Source organism: Neisseria sp. CP9 (assembly GCF_047758525.1).
GTDB lineage: Bacteria > Pseudomonadota > Gammaproteobacteria > Burkholderiales > Neisseriaceae > Neisseria.
Map to the genome: position 1 here is coordinate 2464583 of NZ_CP180502.1, position 21414 is coordinate 2485996.

The window sequence follows — 21414 nt, forward strand, 5'->3', positions numbered from 1 at the left end:
AAACCGGTTTTCAGACGACCTCGATTTTTAGAGCATATCTTGTATGGCGGCGCGTTCTTCTTCCAGCTCCGCCAGTGTCGCGGCGATGCGCTTGCGGCTGAATTCGTCCGACAAATCCAAGCCTTGGACGATGCGGTAGCTGCCTTCGTCGCAAATGACGGGGAAGCCAAAAACCAAGCCTTCGGGAATGCCGTAAGAGCCGTCGGAGGGGACGCCCATCGTGATCCATTTGCCGCTGCTGCCGAGCAGCCAGTCGCGCAGGTGGTAGATGGCGGCGTTCGCAGCGGAGGCGGCGGACGACGAACCGCGCGCGGCGATGATGGCGGCACCGCGTCCGGCGATTTTCGGCATGAAGACTTCGGTGTTCCAATCGGGTTCGGTAATCATGTCTTGGACGGACTCGCCGTTGCTGGTGGCGTAGCGGTAGTCGGCGTACATGGTCGGGCTGTGGTTGCCCCAGACGCACATTTGCTCGATGGAAGGAATCGGGCGGTTGATTTTCTCGGCGACTTGGCTGACGGCGCGGTGGTGGTCGAGACGCATCAGGGCGGTGAAGTTTTCCGGCGGGATGTCGGGCGCGGATTTCATGGCGATGTAGGCGTTGGTGTTGGCGGGGTTGCCGACGACGAGGACTTTAACGTTGCGGTTTGCAACTTTGTTCAACGCCGCGCCTTGTACTTTGAAAATTTCGGCGTTGGCGTGCAGCAGGTCGGCGCGTTCCATGCCTTTGGTACGCGGACGCGCACCGATCAACAAAGCGATGTCGGCATCTTTAAAGGCGACTTCGGGGTCGTCTGTCGCGAAAATGTCGTCAAGGAGCGGGAAAGCGCAATCCTGCATTTCCATAATCACGCCGCGCAATGCCTGCTGCGCCTGAGGCAGGTCGAGCAGTTGCAGAATAACGGGTTGGTCGCGTCCGAGCATAATGCCGCCGGCGATACGGAACAGGGTCGCATAGGCAATTTGGCCTGCGGCGCCGGTAACGGCGATTCGGACGGGGGGCTTAAGCGTCATATTTTTCCTTTTGAAGTCGTTGTTTTACTTGATTTACGAATTATAACAGCATTGAGTAGTTGAGAATAAAAAGGTCGTCTGAAACTTGGCATAGGTTTTCAGACGACCTTTCATGTTGCTGTCTGTCAATTTTCTGCATCGCGGCAGATTTCGATGGCTTCCTGAAGGCTGGAAACGCCGAAGATTTTTAGATTTGGGAACTCTTTTTCGTTGCGCGGCATATTGGCTTTGGGGACGATGGCGCGTTTGAAGCCGAGTTTTTCCGCTTCTTTGAGCCGCTCTTGTCCGCGTGCGACGGGGCGGACTTCGCCGCTGAGGCCGATTTCGCCGAAGGCAACCATTTTTTCGGGCAGCGGGCGGTTGCGGAAACTGGAGAGCATGGCGAGGATGACGGCGAGGTCGGCGGCGGGTTCGCCGATTTTGACGCCGCCGACGGCGTTGAGGAACACGTCTTGGTCGAAGCAGGCGATGCCGCCGTGGCGGTTGAGGACGGCGAGCAGCATGGCGAGGCGGTTTTGTTCGAGACCGACGGTGAGGCGTTTGGGGGTGAAGCCGTGAGCGTCATCGACCAATGCCTGAATTTCGACCAGAAGCGGGCGGCTGCCTTCCTGCGTGACCAAAACGCACGAACCGGGCGTGTCGTCGCGGTAGCTGGCAAGGAAGATGGCGGACGGGTTGGACACGCCTTTCAAACCGTTTTCAGTCATGGCGAATACGCCCAATTCGTTTGCTGCGCCGAAGCGGTTTTTGATGGCGCGTATCATGCGGTAGTTGGAATGTTGGTCACCCTCGAAATACAGCACGGTATCGACCATGTGTTCCAGCACGCGCGGGCCGGCAATCGCGCCGTCTTTGGTAACGTGTCCGACCAGTATCATGGCGATGCCCATTTGTTTCGCCATACGGGTCAGTTGGGCGGCACATTCGCGTACCTGCGACACGGAACCTGGGGCGGAAGTGATTTGATCGGAATACATGGTTTGGATGGAGTCGATAACGACGACTTCGGGCTGATGCTGTTTCAACGCTGCTTGAATCGCTTCCATGCGGATTTCGGCAAGCAGGTTCACGCCTTCGGTGGGCAGTTCCAAACGCTGTGCACGCAGGGCAACCTGTTGGGCGGATTCCTCACCGGAAACGTACAGCACTTTGCGGCTTTGCGCCATTTTGGCGATGGTTTGCAACAGCAATGTGGATTTGCCGATGCCGGGGTCGCCGCCGAGCAGGATGACCGCGCCGTCTACCAAACCGCCGCCCAATACGCGGTCGAGTTCGCCCATGGCGGTCGGATTGCGCGGCACTTCGGTGGCGGTCACGGCTGAGAGGGATTGGACGGTCGAGGTATCCGCAGCCCAAGATTGGAAGCGGGCGTTTTTAGGCTCGGGCGCGGCAAGGCTTTCCTGAAGCGTGTTCCACTCGCCGCAATGCGGGCATTTGCCCTGCCATTTCGGGGAAGTGCCGCCGCATTCGGTGCATTGGTAGATGGTTTTGGGGGCTTTTGCCATGATGTTTTCCCTATGGGATTTTTGAAGTGTGAAAAGGTCGTCTGAAAACTGATAGCGTTTTCAGACGACCTTGGGATTATGAATACTTTATTTATAATTTCAAGTATTCATAACTGGTTTAATGCAGCGACATTTGCTGTTTTTTTGCGGCATAATAGGAAAAATTTACATGGAAGTTTTAGAAAAATGATTTTATTTAAAAATAACGATGGTAAGCTTGCCTTGCCTTGCCTTGCCTTGCCTTGCCTTGCCTTGCCTTGCCTTGCCTTGCCTTGCCTTGCCTTGCCTTGCCTTGCCTTGCCTTGCCTTGCCTAGTTCTCTATTAAAATCCCTTCAAGGGTTTTTATCAAATCTATACATAGGAGTGAAATCCTATGTCATCTAAAAAAATCTCAAAGTTTAATTCATCTGACAAGAAACCCAGAATTCTATCTCTATTTTCAGGATGTGGAGGTTTAGATTTGGGTTTTCACCAAGCTGGTTATGAAACTGTTTGGGCGAACGATTTTTCCCATTGGGCTTGCGAAAGTTTCCGTAAAAATATTGGCGATGTCATCGTAGAAGGCGATATTGAACAAATAGATCCTAACGATCCAACTATTCCTGATTGCGACATCATTTTAGGCGGATTCCCTTGCCAAGATTTTTCCATGATTTGGAAACAGCCGGGCCTAGAGGGTGAGCGTGGCAATCTTTATAAAAGCTTTTTACGTTTTGTAAATGCAAAAAAACCAAAAGTCTTTGTTGCTGAGAACGTAAAAGGTTTGTTGACTGCCAACAAGAAAAAAGCCATCCAGCAAATTATTACCGATTTTGAAAATTGCGGTTATTACGTTCAGGCGAAGCTATATAACTTTGCAGAATTTGGCGTACCTCAATTTCGTGAACGTGTGCTGATTGTAGGAGTACGTTTAGATACAGGATTTGATTTTCGCCATCCAGAACCGACGCATAATGAAACTGGCGAAAATGGTTTAAAACCATATGTAACTGCTGGTCAAGCGATATCTAATATCCCACAAAATGTTAGTAATAATGAGTTACTAAAAATTAGTGATAAAACACGCCGTATGTTGGAATTAATTCCTGAAGGTGGAAATTTTACCGATATTCCTAAAGATCATCCTTTATATGTGAAAGGTATGATTAGCCACGTTTATCGTCGTATGCATCGGAGCGAGCCATCAAAAACAATTATTGCAGCAGGTGGCGGTGGAACTTGGGGCTACCATTTTCCTGAACCGCGTGCCTTTACTAACCGTGAACGCGCAAGGTTGCAAAGCTTTCCTGATGATTTTGAATTTGTCGGTTCAACAACCGAAGTACGTCGTCAAATTGGTAATGCTGTCCCGCCTCAAGGAGTGGTTGAACTGGCAAAAAACATTTTGCCGATTTTTTCAGACAACTACGAAAAAATAGATTTGCATGAGAAATTGATCGCAGAAAAAGAAATTTTATTCCATGACCGACTAAGCAAAATTCGAGGGGGAAAACAATGAATACAGTTTTTTCCAATATCGCCAATGCCAAAATCACTGAAAAATCACTTAATGCGGTTTGGATGGATTTATTTAAATCAGCGGATGAAGTGTTGATGGCGACTGGTTATGTATCTAATGACGCAGTGGTTGAGTTACATAAAATCTTGGAGCTAAATGATCACATTCAAAAAATAGATTTATTGGTTGGAATGCATTATTTGGAAGGTTTTAGCCATTTACAATATGACAGTTTATGCAAATTAAATGATTTTTTGCAACATGAGAAAAGAGGAGCTGTCTATGTTTCTCCCTTTGTGAAATTTCACGGAAAAATGTATTCCTTTAAAAATTGTCAACAAATCAATGGATTAATTGGTTCTGCTAACTTAACGTGTTTTTGGGATAGTACGGAACGTACTTATGAAACCATGTTACATTTGGACGGTAAGGTTGCACAGATGTTGCAGGCAGATATTCAAAATACCATTTATAAGCTAGGCAAAAATATCCAAGAAGTTGAGAGGCCGAGTACATTTATTGAACATAACAGTCATTTAGAAAATTGTTTGGGTGTCCAAAAAGTTGGACCAGAAAAGATTCGGCAACTATTTGCCCAAACGTCAGAATATCATTTCTCAATTCCGGCTAAAACCGAAGAAAAAAGTAATTTGAATGTATTTTTTGGAGAAGGGCGACGAGATAAACGGGGGTTTGTCAAACCACGACCCTGGTATGAAGTAGAGTTGATTGTATCCAAAGACATCACTTCACAAGAAGGGTATCCGATTCTGAAGTCTTTTACAGTTATTACTGATGATGGTTGGCAATTTCAATGTAAGACATCGGGAGATTATTCCAAAAATTTCCGTTCAGAAAATGATTTGAAAACACTTGGCAAATGGATTAAAGGTCGCTTGGAAAATCGTGGTTGTCTGAAAAATAACGAGAAGATTACGCATGAAACCTTACGCCAATATGGTAACGATCATTTTGAGTTCCGTTCAACCGACAATTCTGATGTTTGGCTGCTCTCATTTAAGGGGAAAAACTAAATGTTGCGAACCTACTTGAATCAATTGACCCCGCCCGAATTAGCTGATTCTGTTGAAAATACTGTTAATGGTTTTATGGAGAAATTATCACAAACCGAGCCGAAAATTGCTCAAAACGTTTTATTCCTAGGCAATGTTCAAAGTGGCAAAACGGCACAGGTTTTGGGTGTATTAAGTGCGCTGGCTGATGATGGCGACCACAAAGTTTTTTTGTATCTTACTACTGATAGCGTAGATTTACAGGAACAAACAGTCAAGCGCGCCGAAGCTAATCTGAAAAATTTTATTGTGTTGTCTGAAAATGATGACCGAAGTTTTATGCAGGTAATGAAGGCAAATAATCCCATCTTGGTCGTGATTAAAAAGAATGACCGTGTATTGAAACGTTGGCGTAATTTGTTTGCCAGTCAAAGTAGCCTGAAAGGCTACCCTTTGGTTATTGTGGACGATGAAGCCGATGCGGCCAGCCTAAATACTAATGCTGATAAGCCGGATAAAGATGCTAGTACTATTAATAAACTGCTAAATGACATTAAGAATTCCTGTTGTCAAAACCTATTTATTCAATTGACCGCCACACCTCAATCGCTTTTATTGCAACATGAAGAATCTGATTGGCAACCTGAATTTATCCATTTCTTTGAAGCTGGTGAAAAATACATCGGTGGTAACTTTGTCTTCTCTGATCCTCCAAGCTATATCGTTCGCTTTATTGACAGTGAATTGGACGATATGAAAGATGCGAGTGGTGAAATTGCCGAAGGGGTAAAACAGGCATTGCACAGTTTTCTGCTTACTTGTGCAGAGTTTGCTTTATGCGGTAAAACCAATTGTAATTTTGCTTTACATCCAAGTTATAAAATCCAAGATCATCAAGCCTTTTCTCAAAAAATCCAAGCCCTTTTGAATGATTTGGTACAAGCGATTAACAGCGGGGAGAATTTTGCAGACAGCTTTAAAGAAGGCTATTTGGATTTACAAAAGACTAAACCTGACATTCATCATTTTGAGGAAATTTATGAAAAAATAACAGAACTTTTAGAAAATAAGCAAATTTATACTCTCGTCGTTAACTCGCAGACAGAATCAGATTTTGATTTAGAAAGAGGCTTTAACATTATTATTGGTGGGAATGTGATTGGACGAGGCTTAACTATTCCGAAACTACAAACGGTTTATTATAGTCGCACTGCCAAAAAACCGAATGCAGATACTTTCTGGCAACATTCGCGTATTTTTGGATATGACCGTGATAAATCATTATTACGGCTTTATATTCCGGCTGATGTCTATCATTTCTTTGTTCAACTCAATCAAGCAAACAATCTGATTATTGAGCAGGCAAAAAATTCAGATGGCAATATTCAGGTTATTTACCCGAAAAGCATCAACCCGACACGAAGAAATGTATTAAAATCTGACAGCATCAATCAAATGGTCGGAGGAGTAAATTACTTCCCACTTCATCCGAATGAAAACAACTTGTTGACTATCAATAACCTTCTTCCCTCTGTTTTGACAAATAAGGTGCAATCTGATTTGTATAAAATAGACATAGAAGAGCTATTCTTGATTTTAGATAAACTTGGTAATTATGTATCTGATGATTGGGACAAGGAAAAATTTATTGCCGGCATAGAAGCATTAAAAACGCAACATCCAGCTTTCAAAATCTATGTTTTGGTTAAAACAGAGCGTAATCTTTCTCGAGCGACAGGCACAATGCTTTCGGAAGACGACCGTAAATTAGGAGAAAAATATCCCGATGATTTATTTCTTACACTTTATCAAGTCGTGGGAAGTAAAGATAAAGGTTGGCAGGGTAAAGATTTTTGGTTACCAAATATAAAGTTACCACATAAGGGATTAGTGTATTGGGGTGTGAAGTAAAATACAAAGGTCGTCTGAAAACTGATATCGTTTTCAGACGACCTTTTTTCAAGGATTCGGACTGAGCTTATTTGCTTTCGTCTTTACCGTCTTTCTTGTCTTTTTTCGGAGCCGGTTTTTTCGCCGCCAAACCTAAAGACTTCTGCCATTCGGCTGGATTTTTCACTAAATCCAAGGCTTTGCGGAGTTGGTCGTCTTTGGCAGGATTAGGAATGCGACGGCTGGAGATGTCTTCGTCTTTATCTTTGTCCTTGCCTTTTTTGGACTTGGCGTTTTCGTCGGCTTTGGCAGCTTCGTTTGAATCAGGCGTGCTGATTTCGTTGCTGCTGTTGACGTCTTCGCCGCCGAGCGGGTTGCCGATGTGTCCGGCGAGGTCGGCTTCGCGGCTTTCAAAAGCGCGGTCTTTGTCTTTGACTTCGACGTCGGGAACGATGCCTTGCGCTTGAATCGAGCGGTCGTTCGGCGTGTAGTACAGCGCGGTGGTCAGTTTGACTGCGCTGCCGTTGGACAGCGGAATCAGGGTTTGAACCGAGCCTTTGCCGAAACTTTGCGTACCGACGACGACGGCGCGTTTGTGGTCTTGCAGCGCGCCTGCGACGATTTCGGAGGCGGAAGCGGAACCTGAGTTAATCAACACGGTCATCGGAATGGTTTTCAACTCGGCGGGCAGATCTGCCAGCGGGTCTCTGCCGCTCGTGCGGATGTAGTCTTCAGGACGGGCTTTCAATACCATGCCCTCTTTGCCGTCGCGTCCTTTGGTGCTGACGACTTTTGCGTCTGCGGGCAGGAAGGCGGCAGAGACGCCGACCGCGCCGTCAAGCAGGCCGCCCGGGTCGTCGCGCAGGTCAAGGATGACGCCTTTGAGCGGTGCGCCTTTGTTTGCCTTAATCAGGGCTTTGGCGGCTTCGTTGATGCCCGCTACGGTGCGCTCTTGGAATTGGGACACGCGGATGTAGCCGTAGTTCGGCTCAAGCAGGTGGTGGCGGACGCTTTTGACTTTAATGATAGCACGGGTCAGGTTGACGACGATAGGTTTGTCCACGTTTTTGCGCGAAAGGGTCAGGGTGATTTTGGTACCCGGTTTGCCGCGCATTTTTTTCACGGCTTCGCTGGTGGTCAGGCCGCGTGTGGAGACGTTGTCGATTTTGGCGATGAAGTCGCCGCTTTTCACGCCTGCACGCTCGGCGGGCGTATCTTCAATCGGGGCGATGACTTTGATGAAGCCGTCTTCCTGACCGATTTCCATACCCAAGCCGCCGAATTCGCCGCTGGTGGATTCTTTCATGTCGGCATAGCCTTTTTTATCCATATACTCGGAATGCGGGTCGAGGTCGGATACCATGCCTTTCATCGCGCCTTCAAAGAGGTCGGCGTCGGATTTGTCTTGATAATAATTGGCTTTGATCTGTCCGTAAACTTCCGCCATGTTGCGTATGGATTGTACGGGCAGGGTTTCGTTGTCTTTTTTGTCTTTTTCGGCGGCAAAGCTTTGAACGCTCAAGCTGAGGGCGACACCGCTGAATGCGCCGAGTGTGTAGAGTGCGACTTTTTTCAAAGTGGATGTTGACATTATAAATAGCTTTCTTTTTGTCTTATTTCATTTCAGACCGTAATGACTGTGAAACGGGATAGGGAAACATTGCTTCAGACGACCTGAATTTACGTCCGCAAAACTGTATGCGATTTACGCTTGATAAACAACAGGGTTAGCGTAAAAAATATCTGCGCGGGTGTAAAAGCTTTTGAATATAGGGTCGTTGGGAGCAGTTGTTAAATTTCAGACGACCCTGTGGTGCGGAAAGAGGTCGTCTGAAAATATAAAACTGGTTTGCAGGTCAGCTTATCCAGGAGAGCGGGTTCATTGCCTGCCCGTTGTAGCGGACTTCCAAATACAGACCTTCCATGCCCGAAGGCAGGGTTCCGCTGATGCCTAGGCGGTTGCCTGCGGCTACGGCATAGCCTTTGGCGACTTCGATTTCGCTCAAGCCTGAATAAATGCTGATATAGCCGTCGCCGTGATCGATGACGATGACTTTGCCGAAACCTTCCAATTCATCGGCGTAGGTAACCGTACCGCCGGCGATGCTGCTGACGGTTGACGGAGTCGTTTGGTAGAACACGCCTTTCCACACTTCACCGTCGCCGCGGTCTTGTCCGAAGAGTCCGGCAAGCGTGCCGCTGACCGGTTTTTTCAGACGACCCTGCATACGGCTGAAGCTGTTGGCATTGCTGATTCTGACGTAGGAAGGCGCGCGGATGTTCATGTCTTCGGCGGTCAGGTTGGACATGGCGGCGCGTTCGTCGGCGGCTTTTTGCGCGGCGGCAGCGCGGTCTTTGCGCGCTTTTTCAGCGGCGGCAAGACGGGCTTCGGCGGCTTTTTTACGCGCTTCGGCTTCCTGGCGGCGTTGCTCGGCTTTGTGTTTGTCCAAGTCTTTCAACAAGTTGTTCAGGCGTTGTTCGTTTTCTTTGTGGTTGATTTTTTTCTGCGCATCTTTTGCCATTTGCGCATTTTGGCGGCGGCTTTCCGCTTGTTCGGCAGTGTTGGTTACACCTTGGCGGCGCAGCGAAGACTGGATGTTGACCTGAAGTTTTTTCAAGTATGCCAGTTCGTTGTTGATTTTCTGCTCTTGCGCTGCCAGCTCTTTTTGCTGCTTCTCAAGGTCTTTGATGACTTGATCGTTAGCGGTGTTGATATAGCGGGTGTAACGCAGGAAGCGGGTTTTCTGACCCGGCTCGGCATTTTTCAGGAATAGGGCAACGGCGTTGGGTTGGCTGTTTTTATAGTTGCCTGAAACAAAACGGGAAATTTGCGCGCGCGTGTTGGAAACCTGAGTTTTCAGGTGGTTCAAATCAGCATTGAGCTTTTGAAACTTGTCCCATGCGTCGCGCTGCTGGCGGTTGATGGCGGACAGGTTGATACGGCTTTGCTGCAACTGTTTCAACGTGGTGTTGACGTGGATGATGAAACCTTCGTTGCGGCTGCGCAGCGATTTTTTGCTTTCCAAATCATTGGCGGCAGCAGTCACTGCGGCTTTGAAGTCGTCTGAATCGGCGACAGCGGTTTTCTTATCGGCTTTGTCCGTTTTTTTCTCGACGGTTTTTCTGTCCTGTTTTGCCGCTGCTTCGTCTTTTTTAGGCAACTCGGCAGCTTCTTTTTTTGCCTTTACATTGTTTTTGGCTGCGGGTTTGTCTGCCACTTTGTCCTTGCCTTTTACAGGTTCGGTTTTTGCGGGAACGGCTTTGCCTGTTTTCTCTTCCGCTTTGACTTCGCCTTTTTTGGTTTTATCAGCTTTATCTTGTTTTTTGGCTTCGTTGCCATTTTTGCGTTCTTTGGCACGCTCGTTTTTCGCCGCTTCGGCAGTTTCCTTTTTGCTTTGGGCTACCGGCTTGTCGTCTGCCTTGTCCCTAGCGTTTTTGGCAGCAGGCTTTGCTTTGTCTTTGGCTGCTTCTTTCTTAGCAGGTTCGACAGCGTCCTTTTTGGCTTTGACGTTTTTTTTGACAGGCGCAGCCTTCTCTTTGGGCGCGTCTTTGGCAGCAAAAGAAGGCGAGGCGAAACCGATGAGCAGGGCGAGTAAAAGAGGTTTGTAACGCATGATTGGGTTCTGGATCGTTAAAATAAAGGCAATAGGCGGAATTATATAGTCAGCGGGGTCGTCTGAAAATATTGTTAAACCAATTAAAACGGCGGTCATGCTGTATCGTTTGTCATGTTTGTTGCAATATTGACAAGCTGTGCAGCAATGTTTGGTCATATATTGTTAATGGAATACCCCGTTTATTTTTGTTGTAAAACCGACGGCACAAATCGGGCGATGGTATCGCGCAGGACGATGAGTTTGCCGTGGAAGAAGTGGGATGAGCCGGCGATGGTGATGACGGGCAAACCTTGCGGCTCCGCCCATGTCCAAGCCTTGCTGATTTCAACAACTTCATCTTCCGCGCCATGAATCATCAGGGTTTTGGTAACGTCCGGGACGGCTGAAGGTTCGGGGCGGTCGGTGTAGTGGTGTACTGCCGCGCCGATGAGCAACAGCAAATCCGGTTCGCGCTCTTGGGCGGCAAAAGTGGCGACATAGCCGCCGAAAGAGAAACCTGCCAATGCGAACAGTTCGGTTTCGGGATGTTGCGCGCGGGCATAGTCGATGACGGCGATGCAGTCTTGCGTTTCGCCGCGTCCGTAATCGTGTGTGCCTTCGCTGTTGCCTACGCCGCGCAGGTTGGGTAGGTAGCAGTGAAAACCGATTTGCGATAAGGCTTTGGCGGCAGTTTGGATGACTTTGTTGGTGTTCGTGCCACCTTGCAGCGGGTTGGGATGGTTGATGACTGCCACGCCGCGTGCGGGCGTTTGCGCGGCAGGTAGGAAAATGGTTTCAAGCAGTCCGACAGGACCGGATATTTGGATGATGTCAGGTTTCAACATGGGTTTTCCTTTATTTTTTGTGTGTGCTGTGAGGGGGATTGATTGCTTTATCAGGTGTTGTCATCGTCCAATCTGTATTTGGGTTTTCAGACGACCTATCCGTCTCACAGATAAAAATGTTTGCCGTTGTTCGGGTTGCTTGCTTTCAAATCGGTCAACATCCGTTTGAAATCCAAGCCGTATTGTTCGCTTAATTTTTCCGCGCGTTTTTTCAGTTTGTCGAGGTTTTGCTCTTTCGGGCTGCTTTGAAACGCCATGACCGCCATATTGCCGTGGCTTTCAGCGGGCATTTCCAACACGCGGCCTTCGAAGACGTTGAGCAGGCGTTCGACGAAGCGTTGGTAGCGTTTGTCGCCGCTCCACCAGTTGGTGACGAATACGCCGTCGGGCGAGAGGGCGTTGCGGCAGTCTTGGAAGAAGGGTTCTTCCACCAGTGCGTCGATGATTTGTTCGCCGTCGAAGCCGTCCACCAAAATCACGTCGGTATTGTGGCGGAACACTTTGATGTATTCCGCGCCGTCCGCCTCGACGATTTCGAAGTTTTCCCCTTCAAAAGGCAGCTCGAACAGGCTGCGGGCGACGGCGATGACCTGCGGGTTGATGTCCACGGCGGTTTGCTTGGTGTCGGGCAGGTGGCTGTCTATCCAGCGCGCGAACGAGCCGCCGCCCAAGCCGATTTGGGTGATGTGTTTCGGCGTTTCTTCGGCAAACAGAAGCCAGCCCATCATTGCGCGGCTGTACGACAAAACCAGTTCGGCGGGATGGTCGAGGTTCATCGAGCTTTGGATGGTGTCGCTGCCCAGATGCAACGAGCGGATGTTGCCTTCTTCGGAAATGCCGACTTCGGGCAGGTCAGACTTGGCGCGGCGCAGGCGGCGGTAGGGGTGTCGTGGCATGGTGTAGGACGGATGGAGGGGAAAGGGGTATATTTTATCAGAGTGTCGTCTGAAATGCTTTTTGTGCTTGTGTTTTTCAGACGACCTTGTGCGGATATGCCTAAGCGGCTTGGTTTATATATGGGGTAATCATTACGCCTGAAATAAATTTCTTTTTAAATCAGATATTTTTTATAAAAATTTACTTTGTTGGCAACAAGCTCTTGCCAAGCGGGGCAGTTAACGGCATAATTCGGCTTCTTTGCCGGTATAGCTCAGTTGGTAGAGCACCTGACTTGTAATCAGGGGGTCCCGAGTTCGACTCTTGGTGCCGGCACCAGTTTATAGCTGAAGGTGCCGCAAGGTATTTCAGTAAGCCGGTATAGCTCAGTTGGTAGAGCACCTGACTTGTAATCAGGGGGTCCCGAGTTCGACTCTTGGTGCCGGCACCAATCAAACAGCCCGATTGTGAAAGCAGTCGGGCTGTTTTGCGTCTGCCGTTCGGGTGGCAGGGCGGCGGGCATTTCACTATAATAGCCCGTTTTAATCTAAAAGGTCGTCTGAAAAAAGGCGGAACACATTCCAATGATTACTGTGAACACACTGCAAAAGATGAAGGCAGAAGGCGAAAAAATCGCCATGCTGACCGCCTATGAATCCAGCTTTGCCGCGTTGATGGAGAATGCCGGCGTCGATGTTTTGCTGGTAGGCGATTCCTTGGGCATGACCGTGCAGGGACGCAAATCCACGCTGCCCGTCAGCCTGCGCGATATGTGTTACCACACCGAAAACGTCGCACGCGGTACGGAAAACGCGATGATTGTCAGCGACTTGCCTTTTGGTGCGTATCAACAGAGTAAAGAACAGGCGTTTGCCGCCGCTGCCGAACTGATGGCGGCAGGCGCACATATGGTCAAACTCGAAGGCGGCGTTTGGATGGCGGAAACCACCGAATTCCTGCAAATGCGCGGCATTCCCGTCTGCGCCCATATCGGCTTGACCCCGCAGTCCGTGTTTGCGTTTGGCGGATATAAAGTGCAGGGGCGGGGCGATAAGGCGGAAGCCTTGTTGGCAGATGCGAAAGCACACGACCAAGCGGGTGCCGCCATCGTATTGATGGAATGCGTACCGGCGGAATTGGCGAAAAAAGTAACCGAAACCGTCTCTTGCCCGACCATCGGAATCGGTGCAGGTGTGGATTGCGACGGACAAGTTTTGGTCATGCACGATATGCTCGGCATTTTCCCGGGTAAAACCGCCAAATTCGTCAAAAACTTCATGCAGGGTAAAGACAGCATTCAAGCCGCCGTTGAAGCCTATGTCCATGAAGTCAAAGCCAAAACCTTCCCCGCGGCGGAACATTCGTTTGCCTGATGCTTATAACTAAAAAAGGTCGTCTGAAAAGGTTTTCATCGTGAAAACCGAATTTCAGACGACCTTTGTTTGTCCGTGTTCCCAGCGTATAATCGGCGCATGATTTTCGGGCTGACAAAACATGGCGGCTGTGTACCGTAATCCCGAAAAAGATAAAGGACATTTTCCATCATGCAAATCATTCATACCATTAAAGAATTACGCGAATGGCGCAAAAACGCAGGCAGCGTTGCCTTTGTTCCGACCATGGGCAATCTGCACGAAGGCCATCTCGCCCTCGTTCGCGAAGCCAAAAAACGCGCCGACAACGTTGTTGTCAGCATTTTCGTCAACCGCCTGCAATTCGGACAGGGCGAAGATTTCGACAAATACCCGCGCACCTTGCAGCAAGACGCCGACAAACTCGCCAACGAAGGCGTAGCCGTCGTGTTCGCGCCCGACGAAAAAGAGCTGTATCCCCATGTCGAGCAACGTTTCAACGTCGAACCGCCCAACCTTCAAAACGAATTGTGCGGCAAATTCCGCCCCGGGCATTTCCGCGGCGTGGCTACCGTCGTCAGCAAACTGTTCAACATCGTCCAACCGAATACCGCCTGTTTCGGCAAAAAAGACTACCAGCAGTTGGCGATTATCAAAGGCTTTGTCGAAGACCTGAATTTCAATATCGACATCGTCCCCGTCGATACCGGCCGCGCCGCCGACGGACTCGCGCTTTCCAGCCGCAACCAATACCTCAGCGAAGCCGAACGCGCCGAAGCCCCGCGTCTGTACCGCGAATTGCAGCGCGTCGCCGCCGAACTCAAAAACGGCAATCTCGATTACGTTGGATTGGAAACGCAAACCGTCCGCCGTCTGACCGAGGCAGGCTGGGTGGTCGATTACGTCGAAATCCGCCATGCCGAAAGCCTCGCCGTCGCACGTACCGGCGACAAAGCCCTCGTCGTCCTCGCCGCCGCCCGACTGGGAACGACGCGTCTGATTGACAACTTGGAAGTCAGCTTGGCTTGATTGTTGGAATGGAAAAAGGTCGTCTGAAAACCAAATGTGTTTTCAGACGACCTTTTTGTTGGGGAAGCGTTTTACATCTGCACTGAGCCGATGACGGTGATGCTGATTTCTTCTGAGCCGGGAGAAGGAGCTTGGATGGTGTTGTTTTCGTCGCTTACCGCACTTCTGGCAACAGCGGATTCAGCACTCATCATTTTGGTACGGGCGAAACCTAAACGGTCGTCGATGGAGCGGTTGCCGATGTGGCCTAAATTGAGTTTGACGATTTTGTAGTTGGAAAAGCCGAGTGTTTTCGCCAAATCTTGCGCGCGGTCTTTAAAGCGCAGGATGGCGGCTTTGCTGACTTGATCGACGGCGGCTTCGCGTTTTTCTTTGGATATGCTGAAGCTGATGTGGTTGAGGGTGGCAGATTGCAGCGTTTCGTCAGTCAGGCGGTTGATTGCGTCAAAGTCTTTGCTTTCGACTTTGAACGAGGCAATTTCTTCCCAGCCTGTTTGGATGCGTTTGCCGTTGTTGTTGTATTCATGGCGCGGATTAGCGCTACGGTTGAGGAATTCGGCTTGGAGTTTGTTGTTTTGTACGGCTTTGTTGAAGTCGTTGAATTTTTTTTGAAACGCTTTGTTAACCGTGGCGCGGTCTTTGCCTTCAGCATTGATGCTGAAGTGGGCGGTCATGGTATCACGGGTTATTTCGAGATTGGCGGATTCGGCAAACTCGACCATGTTGTAATGAAGGGCATCGGTTTCGGCTGCGGCGGGCAGGGCGGTTGCGAGCACGAGGGCGGCAAGAATCGGGCGTAACATGGATTTTCCTTTGGGTATCGGGTGTGGAAACGGATGATATTGGATAATTTGTGTCAGGTCGTCTGAAAGCGCGGCTTCAACGAAGTTGAAAAAGTTCTGACTTTGCTGCAACAGGTTTTCAGACGACCTCTGACGGTTAGCCGAAAAAGCCCATTTTGACTTGGATGAGTTTTTCGAGTTCGGGCAGGACGCGGCGGCGGGAGACGAAGAAGATGATGTGGTCGCCGTCTTGGACAATGGTGTCGGTGTGGTGCCCCATGATGACTTCGCCCGTTTCGGCGCGGACGATGGCGGCGATGTAGCAGTCGCCCGGCCATTTGATGCCGCTGATGCGCCTGCCGACGATGGCGGAGGTGTTTTTGTCGCCGTGGACGACAACTTCAATGGCTTCGGCAGTGCCGCGTCGGAGGGGATGGACGGCAACGATGTCGCCTCGGCGGATGTGGGCGAGGATGGAGCCGATGGTGATGAGGTGCGGCGACACGACGATGTCGATTTTGTTGCCTTCGAGCAAATCGACGTAGCTGGAGCGGTTGACGATGGTGACGACGCGCTTGGCACCGAGGTTTTTCGCCAACAGGCTGGACATGATGTTGTTTTCGTCGTCGTTGGTCAGGGCGCAGAATACGTCGATTTCGTCGATGTATTCTTCGTCCAGCAGCGTTTCGTCGGTGGCGCTGCCTTGCAGGACGAGGGTGTTGTCGAGGTTTTCGGCGAGCCACTCGGCGCGGCGGGGGTTGTGTTCGACGATTTTGATGTCGTATTTGGATTCGAGCTGCTTGGCAAGGCGGTAGCCGATGTTGCCGCCGCCGGCAATCATGATGCGGCGGGTGCGCGCTTCTTTGGGGCGCAGTTCGCGCATGATGATGTTGACGCTGCTGATGTCTGCGGCAAAAAGTACCTCGTCGCCTTCGATGATGACGGTTTGCGGCGTGGGGACGATGAGGCGGTTGTTGCGGTATATGGCGCAGATTTGGCAGTCCGCGCCTTCGGGGAGGTGTTGGTTGATGTCGGCGATTTCGCGGTTGACGAGCAGCCCGCCTTTACGCGCCTGTACGATGACCATGCGGACTTTGTCGCCGGCGAACCTCAATACCTGCAATGCACTGGTGTAGCTGAGCAGCCCAACGAGCTGTTCGGTAACGAGCTGTTCGGGGCTGATGGTTTCAGTGATGTCGAAGACGGTAAGGCTGCCGTTTTCCGTATCGCCGTTTTCGGGGTAGGAGTATTCCAGATATTCACTGGAGCGGACGCGGGCGATGCGGCTGGGGATATTGAAGAGGTCGGCGGCGATTTTACAGGCGACGATGTTGGTTTCGTCGCTGCGGGTCAGGGCGAGCAGGAGGTCGGAATCCGCCGCACCCGCCTGTTCGAGGATGAACGGGGATGCGCCGTTGCCGAGTATGGTTTGGACGTCGAGGCGGCTGCCGATGTGTTGCAGGGCTTTTTCGTCAATGTCGATAACGGTAACGTCGTTGCTGGAAACGGAGGCGAGGTTTTGCGCGACGGTCGAGCCGACCTGTCCGCTGCCGAGGATGAGGATTTTCACGGTTTGGGGTGTGGGTTGGTAAGGATGATGGGATTGTATAGTAAAACAAAATAAAAAGGCTACAATGCCATCCTTGCCTTATTGCGGCTGCTTTGAATCTACGGGGTCGTCTGAAAAATCGCCGCTCCGGTTTTCAGACGACCTTTTTGTCCAAATCCTTCATCGCCGAAACCTCACAACTCCTTAAAAATCAGCTATAATTGCCGACTATTTTGATTCCGGTATCCCTAATTTGAAATGGCACAAAAAATCCAATCCGTCAAAGGCATGAACGACCTTTTGCCCGTCGAACAGAAAGATTTCAAACTGACCGCCGCGTTTTGGCAGGCGTTTGAAGATGTGGTCGGCCGCTGGACGCGTGCTTATGGTTATCAGCAAATCCGTACGCCGATTGTCGAGCAGACGGGTTTGTTTGTCCGCTCCATTGGTGAAGAAACCGATGTGGTCGGCAAGGAAATGTACACGTTTTCCGATTCCAACGATTCTTTGAGCCTGAGCCTGCGCCCGGAGGGTACGGCGTCCTGCCTGCGTGCGGTGGTCGAACACAATTTGTTGTACAACAGCCCGCAAAAGCTGTGGTACATGGGTCCGATGTTCCGCCGCGAGCGTCCGCAAAAAGGACGTTACCGCCAGTTTCATCAAGTCGGCATCGAGGCGTTGGGTTTTGAAGGTCCGGACATCGACGCGGAAATCATCGCCATGTCGGCGGATTTGTGGGACAAACTGGGTATCCGCGATTACCTGACTTTGGAAATCAACAGCTTGGGCAACCGCGAAGAACGTGCGGCGCACCGTGCGGCTTTGGTCGAATATCTGACCCGTTATGAAGACAAATTGGACGAAGACAGCAAACGTCGTCTGAAAACCAATCCGTTGCGCGTTTTGGATTCCAAAAATCCCGATTTACAGGAAATCTGCAATGCCGCGCCGCATCTGACCGATTATCTGGGCGAGGAATCGCGCAATCATTACAGCCGTTTCAAAGCCATGCTGGAAGGCTTGGGCATTCAATACGTTGAAAACCCGCGATTGGTGCGCGGTTTGGATTATTACAACCAAACCGTTTTTGAATGGACGACCGACAAACTCGGCGCGCAGGCGACGGTGTGCGGCGGCGGACGTTACGACGGTTTGATTGAAGAGCTTGGCGGCAAGCCTGCGCCGTCCATCGGTTTTGCGATGGGTATCGAGCGGCTGCTGCTGCTGGTTAGCGAATACGGTTCGCTGGAAGTCAATGCCGCGCCTGACGTGTACGCCATGCATCAGGGCGAGGGTGCGGATTTGCAAGTGATGAAATACGCGCAAGCCTTACGCGCACAAGGTTTCAACGTGATGCAGCATTCCGGCTATCAAAGCCTGAAAGCGCAAATGAAAAAAGCCGACAACAGCGGCGCGCGTTTTGCCCTGATTGTCGCGCAAGACGAATTGGCAAACGGTATGGTTACGCTTAAAGACATGAACGGCGCACACGGTCAGCAAACCGTCGCCGCCGACAATTTAATCCACACTTTACAACAATGGAAGAACGCATAAATGGCAGCCCATCTCGAAGAACAACAAGAATTAGACAATTTTAAATACTTTTGGAAAAGTACCGGCCGATGGCTGTTTGCCCTGCTGATTGCGGCGGCGTTGGGCTATTTGGGCTATACCATGTATAAGAGCCATAAAGCCTCGCAAAGTCAGGAAGCTGCCGAAGTATTGGCGAAAATCGTCGATAAAATGCAGGCAAAAGCCTCGCAAGCCGAAGTGAATGCCGATTTGACCAACCTCCAGCAAAATTATCCGGACTCCATTGCCGCCGCGCAAGCGACGCTGATGGCGGCTGCGACCGAGTATGATGCCCGCCGTTACGATGTGGCGGAAGGTCATCTGAACTTGGTGTTGAAAAACCAAAAAGCCCCGCTGGTTCAAGCATTGGCGGCGCAGCGTTTGGGTATCGTCCTGTTGCAGCAGAAAAAATACGATGCCGCGATTGCAGCCTTGAATACGAAAGTTGAAGCCGATTTCGAGCCGCTGCTTTTGGAAGCGAAAGGCGATGTTTATGCCGCGCAAAACAAAACCAAAGAAGCCGCGCAAAGCTATCAGCAGGCTTTGGAAAAGCTGCCTAAAGAAGCTATTGAACGCGAATTGCTGCAAATGAAGCTGGATTCGCAAAAATAAGGTCGTCTGAAAAATTGAAAGACTATGTGGCTTGTCGGAATCTTTCCGGCAAGCCTTGTCTGTTTTAATTGTGTTCCACTTTATATAGTGGATTAAAATAAAAATGAGACAAGGCGGCAACGCACGCCGTACAGATTGTACATAAGGGCGTTGGCAACGCCGTATCATTGCAATTTTCATCCACTATATTTTCAGACGACCTTTTGTTTGAATATGTATTATGCGGGGACAAGATTCGCCGAACAGGTCGTCTGAAAAGGCAGATTATTTGGCTTTGCGTTTGAGTAGAAAATACATAGGTACGATATAAAAGATCGTGCTAATAATTAATGAGACTATGATTTTGAGTGGTCGGTCTGTTTGATAAACGCCGAACAATAAGCCAATACCGAAATTCATAGGGAGAAAAATGCATAGTGATGTTAAGATGATCTTTTTCATTGCGTAAAATCCATTAACTATGGCCGGATGAAACTCGCCATACCATATTTGTAGTTGATAAACGCAGGCAAGTTCCCCAAGTCGAAGATGGCTGTATGGGACGGAAATTCCAGCTCAAGCCATTGTTGCTGTTGAATCTATTTTCAGACGACCCCTCATCCTTTTTAACCTACCGTGTTTTGAAAAACACCTGCTCGTGTTGCAGGTTCGATTCCGAACCGACACTTGACACAGAAAGACCTCATCATGAAACCCACCATCGCCCTTGTCGGCCGCCCGAACGTCGGCAAATCCACTTTGTTCAACCGCCTGACGCGCACCAAAGACGCGCTTGTGCACGACCTGCCCGGCTTGACCCGCGACCGCCACTACGGACACGGCAAAATCGGCAGCAAACCTTATCTCGTCATTGATACCGGCGGCTTTGAGCCGGTTGTGGACAGCGGCATTTTGCACGAAATGGCGAAGCAGACTTTGCAGGCTGTCGATGAGGCCGACGCCGTCGTGTTTTTGGTGGACGGCCGCACCGGGCTGACTCCGCAAGACAAAATTATTGCCGACCGTCTGCGCCAAAGCCCGCGCCCCGTTTATCTGGCGGTAAACAAAGGCGAGGGCGGCAACAGAGCCGTGCTTGCCGCCGAGTTTTATGAATTGGCATTGGGCGAACCGCACGTTATTTCCGGCGCGCACGGAGACGGCGTGTATTACCTGATTGAAGAAATTTTAGAAAACTTCCCTGAGCCTGAAGCCGAAGAAGCCGATGTAAAACATCCTGTTTTTGCCGTCATCGGTCGTCCGAATGTCGGCAAATCCACACTGGTTAACGCCATTCTCGGCGAAGAGCGTGTGATTGCCTTCGATATGGCAGGTACGACGCGCGACAGCATCCACATCGATTTCGAACGCGAAGGCAAACCGTTTACCATCATCGATACCGCAGGCGTGCGCCGTCGCGGCAAAGTTGACGAGGCGGTGGAAAAGTTCTCCGTCATCAAAGCCATGCAGGCGGTTGAGGCGGCAAACGTTGCCGTTTTGGTATTGGACGCGCAGCAGGACATCGCCGACCAAGATGCCACGATTGCCGGTTTTGCCTTGGAAGCAGGGCGCGCGCTGGTGGTTGCCGTCAATAAATGGGACGGCATCAGCGAAGAGCGCCGCGAGCAGATCAAACGCGACATTTCCCGCAAACTGTATTTCCTCGATTTTGCCAAGTTCCACTTCATTTCCGCATTGAAAGAACGCGGCATCGACGGATTGTTCGACAGCATTCAGGCAGCCTACAACGCCGCCATGATTAAGATGCCGACGCCGAAAATTACCCGCGTCCTGCAAAGCGCCATCGAACGCCAACAGCCGCCGCGCGCAGGTTTGGTGCGCCCGAAAATGCGTTATGCCCACCAAGGCGGTATGAACCCGCCCGTGATTGTGGTACACGGCAATTCGCTGCACGCGATTTCCGACAGCTATACGCGCTACCTGACCCAGACGTTCCGCAAAGCCTTCAATTTGCAAGGTACGCCGCTGCGGATTCAATACAATGTTTCCGAAAACCCGTATGAAAATGCGGAAGACAAACCGAAGAAAAAACCGCTGCGCCGCGTCAGCCTGAGCAACCGCATCGAAAAACGCGAGGGTCGCAAGGAAGAGAAAAACCGTTTTAAAAAGAAAACCAAAGTCAGCGTGAAAAAACAGCACAGCAAATAAATCTGACGGAACAAGGGGCGCGCGAGGTGTGCCTCTTTTAGATTGCAGCCGGGCGAGTAGGGCGGTTGGGGATGAAGCCTTCTTGAAATTGATTGGCTAAGGCTCTGTAATAACAGGATTTTATTTGATGTCGAG

17 protein-coding genes and 2 tRNA genes are annotated in these 21414 nt (G+C 50.2%); 11 read left to right on the forward strand and 8 right to left on the reverse strand.

Features of this window, described 5'->3' with window-relative positions:
• Nucleotides 1-27: 27 nt before the first annotated feature.
• Together ACMYUL_RS11910 and radA are read right to left on the reverse strand one after the other, a co-directional pair.
• A complete protein-coding gene (locus tag ACMYUL_RS11910; RefSeq protein ID WP_154885518.1) occupies nt 28-1014 on the reverse strand; it encodes a malate dehydrogenase in 987 nt (328 codons plus the stop codon).
• Nucleotides 1015-1139: 125 nt separating this feature from the next.
• Entirely contained in the window at nt 1140-2519 is a 1380-nt protein-coding gene (radA, locus tag ACMYUL_RS11915; protein WP_415770748.1) for a DNA repair protein RadA, read from the reverse strand.
• A 78-nt stretch (nt 2520-2597) separates the two neighbouring features.
• On the opposite strand from radA, the gene ACMYUL_RS11920 reads away from it, so the two are divergent.
• The 4 genes from ACMYUL_RS11920 to ACMYUL_RS11935 are packed head-to-tail and all read left to right on the forward strand — an operon-like array spanning nt 2598 to nt 6942.
• On the forward strand, nt 2598-2834 hold the full coding sequence (locus tag ACMYUL_RS11920; protein ID WP_415770750.1) for a hypothetical protein: 237 nt from the start codon (nt 2598-2600) through the stop codon (nt 2832-2834).
• A gap of 59 nt (nt 2835-2893) precedes the next feature.
• A complete protein-coding gene (locus ACMYUL_RS11925; RefSeq protein WP_415770752.1) occupies nt 2894-4018 on the forward strand; it encodes a DNA cytosine methyltransferase in 1125 nt (374 codons plus the stop codon).
• The gene (locus tag ACMYUL_RS11930; RefSeq protein WP_415770754.1) at nt 4015-5052 is read left to right on the forward strand and encodes a restriction endonuclease PLD domain-containing protein; all 1038 of its coding nucleotides are present in this window, start codon (nt 4015-4017) and stop codon (nt 5050-5052) included. The genes ACMYUL_RS11925 and ACMYUL_RS11930 overlap by 4 nt, the downstream gene beginning before the upstream one ends.
• A complete protein-coding gene (locus ACMYUL_RS11935) occupies nt 5053-6942 on the forward strand; it encodes a Z1 domain-containing protein (RefSeq protein WP_415770756.1) in 1890 nt (629 codons plus the stop codon).
• A gap of 67 nt (nt 6943-7009) precedes the next feature.
• Here the strand turns inward: ACMYUL_RS11935 and ACMYUL_RS11940 are convergent, their stop codons facing one another.
• From ACMYUL_RS11940 to ACMYUL_RS11955, 4 genes are all read right to left on the reverse strand, one after another.
• Complete coding sequence (locus tag ACMYUL_RS11940) at nt 7010-8512, reverse strand: S41 family peptidase (protein WP_415770758.1); 1503 nt, start codon at nt 8510-8512, stop codon at nt 7010-7012.
• A 265-nt stretch (nt 8513-8777) separates the two neighbouring features.
• Nucleotides 8778-10535 carry a murein hydrolase activator EnvC family protein gene (locus tag ACMYUL_RS11945; protein WP_070514348.1) on the reverse strand — a complete coding sequence of 586 codons (1758 nt, stop codon included), beginning with the start codon at nt 10533-10535 and terminating at the stop codon, nt 8778-8780.
• 182 nt (nt 10536-10717) lie between these two features.
• Nucleotides 10718-11362, reverse strand: coding sequence for an alpha/beta hydrolase (locus tag ACMYUL_RS11950; protein WP_070514338.1), 645 nt, complete (start codon nt 11360-11362; stop codon nt 10718-10720).
• 104 nt (nt 11363-11466) lie between these two features.
• Complete coding sequence (locus tag ACMYUL_RS11955; protein ID WP_070514339.1) at nt 11467-12258, reverse strand: polyamine aminopropyltransferase; 792 nt, start codon at nt 12256-12258, stop codon at nt 11467-11469.
• A gap of 243 nt (nt 12259-12501) precedes the next feature.
• Here ACMYUL_RS11955 and ACMYUL_RS11960 point away from each other — a divergent pair.
• The 4 genes from ACMYUL_RS11960 to panC all read left to right on the forward strand — a co-directional run bounded on the left by ACMYUL_RS11960 (nt 12502) and on the right by panC (nt 14619).
• A tRNA-Thr gene (locus ACMYUL_RS11960) sits at nt 12502-12577 on the forward strand.
• A gap of 36 nt (nt 12578-12613) precedes the next feature.
• Nucleotides 12614-12689 (forward strand) — tRNA-Thr (locus ACMYUL_RS11965).
• 133 nt (nt 12690-12822) lie between these two features.
• Nucleotides 12823-13611 carry a 3-methyl-2-oxobutanoate hydroxymethyltransferase gene (panB, locus tag ACMYUL_RS11970; protein WP_415770761.1) on the forward strand — a complete coding sequence of 263 codons (789 nt, stop codon included), beginning with the start codon at nt 12823-12825 and terminating at the stop codon, nt 13609-13611.
• 171 nt (nt 13612-13782) lie between these two features.
• On the forward strand, nt 13783-14619 hold the full coding sequence (gene panC, locus ACMYUL_RS11975; protein WP_415770763.1) for a pantoate--beta-alanine ligase: 837 nt from the start codon (nt 13783-13785) through the stop codon (nt 14617-14619).
• A 71-nt stretch (nt 14620-14690) separates the two neighbouring features.
• On the opposite strand, the gene ACMYUL_RS11980 is transcribed toward panC, so the two are convergent.
• Together ACMYUL_RS11980 and trkA are read right to left on the reverse strand one after the other, a co-directional pair.
• A complete protein-coding gene (locus tag ACMYUL_RS11980; protein ID WP_415770765.1) occupies nt 14691-15422 on the reverse strand; it encodes an SIMPL domain-containing protein in 732 nt (243 codons plus the stop codon).
• 136 nt (nt 15423-15558) lie between these two features.
• Nucleotides 15559-16971: a Trk system potassium transporter TrkA gene (gene trkA, locus ACMYUL_RS11985; protein WP_342031409.1), complete on the reverse strand. Its 1413-nt coding sequence runs from the start codon at nt 16969-16971 to the stop codon at nt 15559-15561.
• A gap of 237 nt (nt 16972-17208) precedes the next feature.
• Here trkA and hisS point away from each other — a divergent pair, with 237 nt between their 5' ends.
• The 3 genes from hisS to der all read left to right on the forward strand — a co-directional run bounded on the left by hisS (nt 17209) and on the right by der (nt 21279).
• Nucleotides 17209-18504 (forward strand): histidine--tRNA ligase, encoded by a 1296-nt coding sequence (gene hisS / locus ACMYUL_RS11990; RefSeq protein WP_003762968.1) that lies wholly within the window; start codon nt 17209-17211, stop codon nt 18502-18504.
• Complete coding sequence (locus tag ACMYUL_RS11995; protein WP_415770768.1) at nt 18505-19134, forward strand: YfgM family protein; 630 nt, start codon at nt 18505-18507, stop codon at nt 19132-19134.
• 687 nt (nt 19135-19821) lie between these two features.
• The gene (der, locus tag ACMYUL_RS12000; RefSeq protein WP_003762980.1) at nt 19822-21279 is read left to right on the forward strand and encodes a ribosome biogenesis GTPase Der; all 1458 of its coding nucleotides are present in this window, start codon (nt 19822-19824) and stop codon (nt 21277-21279) included.
• The last annotated feature ends 135 nt before the right edge of the window (nt 21280-21414 follow it).

Coding starts and splice junctions, on each gene's coding strand:
- ACMYUL_RS11910 (WP_154885518.1), bottom strand. CDS start 1,014: ATGACGCTTAAGCCCCCCGTCCGAATCGCCGTTACCGGCGCCGCAGGC.
- radA (WP_415770748.1), bottom strand. CDS start 2,519: ATGGCAAAAGCCCCCAAAACCATCTACCAATGCACCGAATGCGGCGGC.
- ACMYUL_RS11920 (WP_415770750.1), top strand. CDS start 2,598: ATGAATACTTTATTTATAATTTCAAGTATTCATAACTGGTTTAATGCA.
- ACMYUL_RS11925 (WP_415770752.1), top strand. CDS start 2,894: ATGTCATCTAAAAAAATCTCAAAGTTTAATTCATCTGACAAGAAACCC.
- ACMYUL_RS11930 (WP_415770754.1), top strand. CDS start 4,015: ATGAATACAGTTTTTTCCAATATCGCCAATGCCAAAATCACTGAAAAA.
- ACMYUL_RS11935 (WP_415770756.1), top strand. CDS start 5,053: ATGTTGCGAACCTACTTGAATCAATTGACCCCGCCCGAATTAGCTGAT.
- ACMYUL_RS11940 (WP_415770758.1), bottom strand. CDS start 8,512: ATGTCAACATCCACTTTGAAAAAAGTCGCACTCTACACACTCGGCGCA.
- ACMYUL_RS11945 (WP_070514348.1), bottom strand. CDS start 10,535: ATGCGTTACAAACCTCTTTTACTCGCCCTGCTCATCGGTTTCGCCTCG.
- ACMYUL_RS11950 (WP_070514338.1), bottom strand. CDS start 11,362: ATGTTGAAACCTGACATCATCCAAATATCCGGTCCTGTCGGACTGCTT.
- ACMYUL_RS11955 (WP_070514339.1), bottom strand. CDS start 12,258: ATGCCACGACACCCCTACCGCCGCCTGCGCCGCGCCAAGTCTGACCTG.
- panB (WP_415770761.1), top strand. CDS start 12,823: ATGATTACTGTGAACACACTGCAAAAGATGAAGGCAGAAGGCGAAAAA.
- panC (WP_415770763.1), top strand. CDS start 13,783: ATGCAAATCATTCATACCATTAAAGAATTACGCGAATGGCGCAAAAAC.
- ACMYUL_RS11980 (WP_415770765.1), bottom strand. CDS start 15,422: ATGTTACGCCCGATTCTTGCCGCCCTCGTGCTCGCAACCGCCCTGCCC.
- hisS (WP_003762968.1), top strand. CDS start 17,209: ATGGCACAAAAAATCCAATCCGTCAAAGGCATGAACGACCTTTTGCCC.
- ACMYUL_RS11995 (WP_415770768.1), top strand. CDS start 18,505: ATGGCAGCCCATCTCGAAGAACAACAAGAATTAGACAATTTTAAATAC.
- der (WP_003762980.1), top strand. CDS start 19,822: ATGAAACCCACCATCGCCCTTGTCGGCCGCCCGAACGTCGGCAAATCC.